The organism is Nocardioides sp. (assembly GCF_035481145.1).
In the GTDB taxonomy this organism is placed as follows: domain Bacteria; phylum Actinomycetota; class Actinomycetes; order Propionibacteriales; family Nocardioidaceae; genus Nocardioides.
In genome coordinates, this window is record NZ_DATIHB010000164.1 from 21354 (window position 1) to 28187 (window position 6834).

Here is a 6834-nt window from a genome sequence, read left to right on the forward strand (position 1 = left end):
AACGTGGCCTCGGGGTTACCTGAGACGCCGTGTTCACACAACGTTAATGCGACAACGCGTCACGGAGAACAGGAAAGTGCGGGTTTCCGCCCGTGGGCTCCGTCACATCGAGGCGCGGCCTGGAGCGAGGTGACCGGCAGGGCGAACGGCGCGGCCAGGCGAAGAGCCACCGCCAGCCGGGGGCGTGCTGCACGGTCGACAGCGCCCAGCCAACCGCCAGCGCTGCGGTCACGGTGAGGGCCGCGACCACCCACGGAGCCTGCAGGCCGAGGCCCAACCAGAGCAGCGGGACGGCGTACACGACGACGGGCATGTGGCTGACGTAGTAGACGACCGAGCTGCGTCCCACTGCTGCCAGGCAAGGGACGCTGAACCGGTTGGCAGCGGCCCCGGCGCCGGACGGCAGCACGTGCGGAAGTGTCCGCGCGAGCGCGTCGCCGAGGAGGAAGAACGGGAGGAGCCAGAGGAAGCGGGCCAGGTCAGGGGCCACACCGCCGGCCGCCTGGGCCATGACCAGTCCGCTGAGGGCTGCGACGGTCCGGATCCGGGCGGGGAGCACTCCCGCCAGCAGGTGGAACGCGAAGAGCCAGGCGAGGAACCACAGGTAGCCGGGCGGGTCGTAGAGCGCCTCCCTCGCCATGTGCCACGGCACCGGGCGGCCTGCCGCGGCTGCGTCGACGAAGACATGGGTGAGGTCGACGGCCATCCAGACGGCGTACGGCCAGAGGATCGCGCGGACCTTGCCGCGCACGTGCTGCCGCAAGCCCTTGACCAGCGAGCGCGACAGCAGTGCCCCGCTCAGCAGCATCAACAGCGGCATCCGTACGGCGGCCAGGTGCGCGTCGATCCAGGCGAGCGGCGCCAGCGGGTAACCGGTGACGGCTGAGGTGGTCAGCTCGACGTGCAGCACCACCACGGCGACCACTGCCGCACCACGCAGCGTGTCCATCCACTCCATGCGCTGGCCGGCCATGCGGACCAGCCAACACGGGGCGGGTGGCGGCGCAGCGACGCCGTGGTGAACGAAGGGAGCCGCGGTGTAGGCAGCGGTCAGAGACGGCGCTGCCAGAGCGCAGCGATCTCGATCCGCCCCTCGTCGAAGCGGGCCTTCAGCCCGTGGCGCGCGAGGCAGTCGAGCACGGAGGTCGTCAGTTGGTCACCCGCGGCTGCGTTGGCGCCGGTCGGGTGCCAGAGGTTGATCTCGAACATGGGTGTGTCGACGGCATGCCAGACGTCCATCGGGACGAACCAGATGACGCCCCGCAGGTCGCCGCCGGCTTGCTCGAGAGCGCGGCGTGCGACCCAGTGGTCCTCCACGCCAGCGAGGACCTTCACGCCGTGGCGCCCGCACTCCATGAAGGCCGACCGGAGCCGGTCGACGTCCGTCGTGGCCGGCCAGGTCTGCTGCTCGGCCAGGAGCTCCTTGCGGGCTGCGGCGAGCCAGGCGCGCGCCAGGATCTCCGGGTCCGTCTGCGGGAGCTCGGCGGCCACCGCGGTGCGCACCTCGGCGAGCTGCTCGTCCTCCGGAAGCAGGCCGGCGCGGACCTGGAGACGCGCGAACGCGCGGAGCTCACGCTCCGCGCGTTCGACGTTGTTGCTCATCTGTGTGATGCGTGTGCGCGCAGGTCACCAGCCGCGCTCGGAGAGGCGGTGGGGCTGCGGGATCTCGTCGACGTTGATGCCGACCATGGCCTCGCCGAGGCCACGGGAGACCTTGGCGATGACGTCGGGGTCGTCGTGGAAGGTGGTCGCCTTGACGATCGCCTCGGCGCGCTGGGCGGGGTTGCCGGACTTGAAGATGCCCGAGCCGACGAAGACGCCCTCGGCGCCGAGCTGCATCATCATCGCGGCATCGGCCGGGGTCGCGATGCCGCCGGCGGTGAAGAGGACGACGGGGAGCTTGCCGGTCTCGGCGATCTCCTTGACCAGCTCGTACGGCGCCTGGAGCTCCTTGGCGGCGACGTAGAGCTCGTCGGCGTCGAGGGTGGTCAGGCGGCGGATCTGCGAGCGCAGCGTGCGCATGTGGGTGACCGCGTTGGAGGCGTCGCCGGTGCCGGCCTCGCCCTTGGAGCGGATCATCGCCGCACCCTCGGTGATGCGGCGCAGGGCCTCACCGAGGTTGGTGGCACCGCAGACGAAGGGAACCGTGAAGGCCCACTTGTCGATGTGGTTGGCGTAGTCGACCGGCGTCAGGACCTCGGACTCGTCGATGTAGTCGACACCGAGGGACTGCAGGACCTGGGCCTCGACGAAGTGGCCGATGCGGGCCTTGGCCATGACCGGGATGGAGACAGCGTCGATGATGCCGTCGATCATGTCGGGGTCGGACATGCGGGACACGCCGCCCTGGGCGCGGATGTCGGCCGGGACACGCTCGAGGGCCATGACCGCGACGGCGCCGGCGTCCTCGGCGATCTTGGCCTGCTCGGCGTTGACGACGTCCATGATCACGCCGCCCTTGAGCATCTCGGCCATGCCGCGCTTGACGTGCGAGGTGCCGGTGGCCTGGGTCTGCTGGTCGCTCACTGCTGGTCCTTCAAGACTGGGTTCGGGGAACACCCAAGCCTATCGCCGCATGATGAGCGTCACGCGGCCAGGGCCTGCTTACGGACGACCCAGATGCGCTGGCCGACCGTGATGGTGCTCGCCACGGCGAGGAACCACAGGGCGGCGTACATCAGCTCGGGGACGTCGAGGAGCGCACCGACACCGGTCGCGACCAGGATCGCGACGAGCCGGTCGGCCCGTTCGGCGATGCCCACCTTCGCCTCGAACCCGAGCGACTCGGCGCGCGAGCGGGCGTAGGAGGTGACGCTGCCCATGACCAGGCAGGCCAGGGAGAGGACGAGGTAGAGCTGCGAGTCGCCGGGGCCCGCGAAGTAGAGCGCCAGCCCGGCGAAGATCGCTCCGTCGCCGATCCGGTCCAGGGTGGAGTCGAGGAAGGCCCCGAACGGCGAGGTGCGACCCGCGGTCCGCGCCATGTGGCCGTCGAGGAGGTCGCTGAAGACGAACGCCGTGATCACCATGACGCCGGTGAAGAGCATCCCCTGCGGGAAGAAGACCAAGGCGCCGGCGACGACGCCGAGGGTGCCGACGAGGGTCACCGCATCGGGGCTGACGCCCAGGCGGAGCAGCAGATTGGCGATGGGGGCGAGGAGGGCGGTCCAGAAGCCGCGGAAGCGTTCGAGCATGGTGGCGGCAGGTTAGCGTCCACCGGCCAGTGCCGTGGCCACCTGGTCGACGGCGGTCGCCACACCGAGCACGTTCCACGTCACTCCCCCGGCCTCGACCTCGCGCCGCGCGCCGCCGAGCGACCTCACGATCGCCTCGCCCGGCAGGCGGTCCCACGGCGGCACGTCGTGCTGGAAGCTCACGCCCAGCGTGCCGGTCGCGATCGCCATCGCATCCATGCTGCCCGATCCCAGCACCCTGAGTGTGGCCGGCAGCGCGACAGCCCGGCGCCAGGCCTCCCCCGCCTCCGTCGCGTGGCGGTCAGGGTGCAGGTACGTCGCCGCACAGACCTCGGCGGAGGGACGGTCGTCGAGGACCTCGAGAGGCTCGCCGTTGCGCGTAGCCGGGGCGCCCGGCCCTCCGGCGTACGTCGTGGAGGTGGCGGGGTGGTGGACGGCTCCCAGGAGGACGTCGTCCTCGGTGGTCAGCGCGATCGCTGAACACCACCAGTCGAGGCCGTGGAAGAAGTTCCACGTGCCGTCGACAGGGTCGATCACCCACGTCCGCCCGGAGGTGCCGACGTACGCCGCGCCCTCCTCTCCGAGGATGCCGTCCTGGGGTCGCTCCCGGCGGAGCCGGTCGACCACGAGCTCCTCGGCCGCGTGGTCGGCGGCCGTGACGATGTCGGAGAGCAAGCCCTTGCTGCTCGCGGCCACGCCGTCGAGACGCATGCGCGCGGCCAGCTCTCCCGCCTCGCGGACCAGCGAGGCGGCGAGCTCGAGGTCGGCGGCGAGGTCGCTCATGGGCGCGACGCTACCGGCCCATGGCGACCACCGGGTGAACGACGTCAGACCAGCTCAGGCACCCGCAGATGAGCGATGCAGAGCTCGAACTCGGCCGCATCGAGCACGTCGACGCCAGCGTCGCGGACACCCCTCTCCCGGATGGCCCAGCTCTCCTCGCGGCTCGCGGCCATCGCTTCCATGCTGTCGAACGACGTGGTGGCACAGGCGCGCTGGGTGGCGCGGTCGACGAAGAGGCTCGCGCTGCAGAAGCCGGGCAGGCCCTCGAGCATCGGGAGCAGGACGTCGCGGTAGATGCCGATGCCCTTGTCCATGTCGGTGTGGTTGGTGCGTAGCCAGACCGACCGCGCACACGCGCCCTCGAGCGTCGGGTGCTCGCGATGCATGCAGGCGACTTCCCACTCCTCGACGTGGCGGGTGCCATGCATCATCTCGGTCGCCCTGTCACGCACGGTCGCGAGGTCGTCGAAGCTGCCGCTGAGCGCCTCGGCGTCGCGCCAGGAGCTGGTCGCGATGCACTGGCCGCGCTCGCGGTCGGCCATCAGGGACAGGCCGACACAGCCGTCCATGTGCGTGATCATCGGCATCACGTCGTCGCGGACGTAGGCGATGCAGGCATCGACCTCCGCCGGCGAGCCCGTGATGGTGGTGGAGCGTGCGAACACGTCGGTCTCCCTCGATCGGGGACGGCGCCCCGGCGGCGCCGCCGCTCACGACCTCCACACTCCGCCCGACTCGCGGGTAGATCAACCCCAGCAGAAAGTTGCAAGGTCGGGCGTCCTGCGTCCTCCCACCCCCGACACCACCAGATTGCACCGGGAGGAAGTGATGTTCTCGTGGAACGCCGGAAGCGTGGCGCGGACGGCCATAGGATCCGATCGTGACTGCCCCCGCCGGGCCGCTCGGACCCACCGATGCTGTGCTGGTCGAGCGCGTCCTGGCTGCGGACCGTGCTGCGTTCGCCGAGGTCTACGACCGCTACGGCGGAAAGCTCTTCGACTTCGCCTACGCGATGCTGCGCCACCGCGAGGACGCCGCGGATGCAGTGGCCGACAGCTTCGTCCTGTTCGCCGAGAGGTTGCCCCAACTGCGGGACCCCGAACGCTTGCGCCCCTGGCTCTACGCGATCACCCGCAGCGAGTGCCTGCGCCGACTGAAGGCACGCAAGCGCGTCGCGTATGGCGGCGAGGAGCAGCTGATCGACATGGCTGACGACGGACTCGGACCGGAACGGCAGGCGGAGCAGGCCGCGCTGCGGGAGCTCGTCTGGGCAGCTGCGGCAGGTCTGGCCGACCGCGACCGCGCCCTCCTCGACCTGCACCTGCGCCAAGGGCTCGAGGGGGCGGAGCTCGGCGAGGCCATGGGCACCACGGCAGCCAACGCGTACGTCATGCTGACCCGCCTGCGCACCCAGGTCGAGCGGTCGTTGGGCGCGTTGCTCATCGCGCGCATGGGGCGCGACGACTGCCCCGACCTGGCGGGCGTCCTGGGCGACTGGGACGGCACCTTCTCCGTACTGGTGCGCAAGCGCGTGGCGCGCCACGTCGACAACTGCTCCATCTGTGCCGTGCTGCGGCGCACCATGGTGAGCCCCTGGACTCTCCTGGCCTCGGTGCCGGTCTTCGTTGCCCCACCTTCCCTGCGTGACCGGGTGCTTGACCTCGAGCTGGTCGCGTGGACGACGCCGTCCGCTGCCGCCGCAGGGCTTGCCGCGCCGCTCGCGCCGGACGCAGGGGATCGGGATCGCCGGCGGGGTGGATGGCTGGCCGACGCACGTCTGACCGCGCTCGTCGGCGTCCTGCTCTTCCTGTTGCTCCTCGGCACCGTGGTGCGCTGGTCGCTGGCGGAGGCGGATGCTCCCGGCACGGTGCCCGCGGACGGGATCGTCGCCGGCACGGTGACGCCCGCGCCGACGCCGACACTCTCAGCGGTGCCGAGCGGCTCTCCCACCGCGAGTGCCACGCCGAGCGACACACCCTCGCCGACCGCCTCCGCGACGTCGGTCGCGCCGGCTCCTCCCCTCCTCAGCATCTCGAGGACCGCTGTCGACCTCGGTCAGCGCAGCACGACAGGCGCCGTGACGATCCGCAACGAGGGTGGCTCTCCCCTCGCCTGGACCGCCACGTCCCGGGCCGGGTGGCTGCGTATCTCTGCGGGTGCCGGCACGCTCGAGCCGGGCGGCAGCAGCCAGCTGACGCTCACGGCCGATCGCAGCGACCTTCCCGAGGGGCGCTCCACCACGACCGTCGTCATCAGTGGCGCCGGGCAGAGCCGGTCCGTCACGGTGACGCTGACCGAGGAGAACCCTCCTGTGGTCGGGGCACCTGCCACCGGCGCCGACCCGTCCTGCGAGGTGACGGTCAGCGCATCTGTCCGCGACGAGTCACGGCTCGACTCCGTGGTGCTCTTCTGGTCCGGGCCGGCTGGCAAGGGGCAGACGGCGATGTCCGTCTCGGGCAGCTCCTGGTCCGCGAAGATCGGCCCTGTCACCGTCGGCGGCACCTACACGTTGTACGTCGTCGCCCGCGACGTCCGCGGCAACACGACCACTGGACCGTCCCGCGCTGTTCACATCAACCCGTGCCCGGGCTGACCCGGCGGACCTCCGCCAGCACGACGCCGCACGGCGGCTCGTCCAGACCGCCCGACGAGGTCTGAAAAAGGTTCTTGGAAAAAGTGCAAGGAACTCCCGGCTGGCTGCTCCTACCTCCGAAGCAGCACACCACCACAGCCCGCCAAGGAGAACCAGCCATGAAGAAGATGATCTGCAACCTCGTCGTCGCCGCCCCGCTCGCCCTCGCCAGCCTGACGATGGCCCCGATGCCTGCGTTCGCCTCGGACCCGGTCATCGTCCTGCCGC

At 70.9% G+C, this 6834-nt stretch carries 7 protein-coding genes; 1 reads left to right on the forward strand and 6 read right to left on the reverse strand.

Annotated elements, in window-relative coordinates:
• Positions 1 to 43 precede the first annotated feature (43 nt).
• The 6 genes from VLF38_RS13970 to VLF38_RS13995 all read right to left on the reverse strand — a co-directional run bounded on the left by VLF38_RS13970 (position 44) and on the right by VLF38_RS13995 (position 4639).
• Complete coding sequence (locus VLF38_RS13970) at positions 44 to 973, reverse strand: acyltransferase family protein (RefSeq protein WP_325271848.1); 930 nt, start codon at positions 971 to 973, stop codon at positions 44 to 46.
• 77 nt (positions 974 to 1050) lie between these two features.
• Positions 1051 to 1602, reverse strand: coding sequence for a DUF6891 domain-containing protein (locus VLF38_RS13975; protein ID WP_325271849.1), 552 nt, complete (start codon positions 1600 to 1602; stop codon positions 1051 to 1053).
• Positions 1603 to 1626: 24 nt separating this feature from the next.
• On the reverse strand, positions 1627 to 2526 hold the full coding sequence (gene pdxS / locus VLF38_RS13980; RefSeq protein WP_325271850.1) for a pyridoxal 5'-phosphate synthase lyase subunit PdxS: 900 nt from the start codon (positions 2524 to 2526) through the stop codon (positions 1627 to 1629).
• A 59-nt stretch (positions 2527 to 2585) separates the two neighbouring features.
• Entirely contained in the window at positions 2586 to 3191 is a 606-nt protein-coding gene (gene pgsA / locus VLF38_RS13985) for a phosphatidylinositol phosphate synthase (RefSeq protein WP_325271851.1), read from the reverse strand.
• A 12-nt stretch (positions 3192 to 3203) separates the two neighbouring features.
• Complete coding sequence (locus VLF38_RS13990) at positions 3204 to 3974, reverse strand: inositol monophosphatase (protein WP_325271852.1); 771 nt, start codon at positions 3972 to 3974, stop codon at positions 3204 to 3206.
• A gap of 44 nt (positions 3975 to 4018) precedes the next feature.
• Entirely contained in the window at positions 4019 to 4639 is a 621-nt protein-coding gene (locus VLF38_RS13995; protein ID WP_325271853.1) for a hypothetical protein, read from the reverse strand.
• Positions 4640 to 4854: 215 nt separating this feature from the next.
• On the opposite strand from VLF38_RS13995, the gene VLF38_RS14000 reads away from it, so the two are divergent.
• Positions 4855 to 6567, forward strand: coding sequence for a sigma-70 family RNA polymerase sigma factor (locus VLF38_RS14000; RefSeq protein WP_325271854.1), 1713 nt, complete (start codon positions 4855 to 4857; stop codon positions 6565 to 6567).
• Positions 6568 to 6834: the final 267 nt, after the last annotated feature.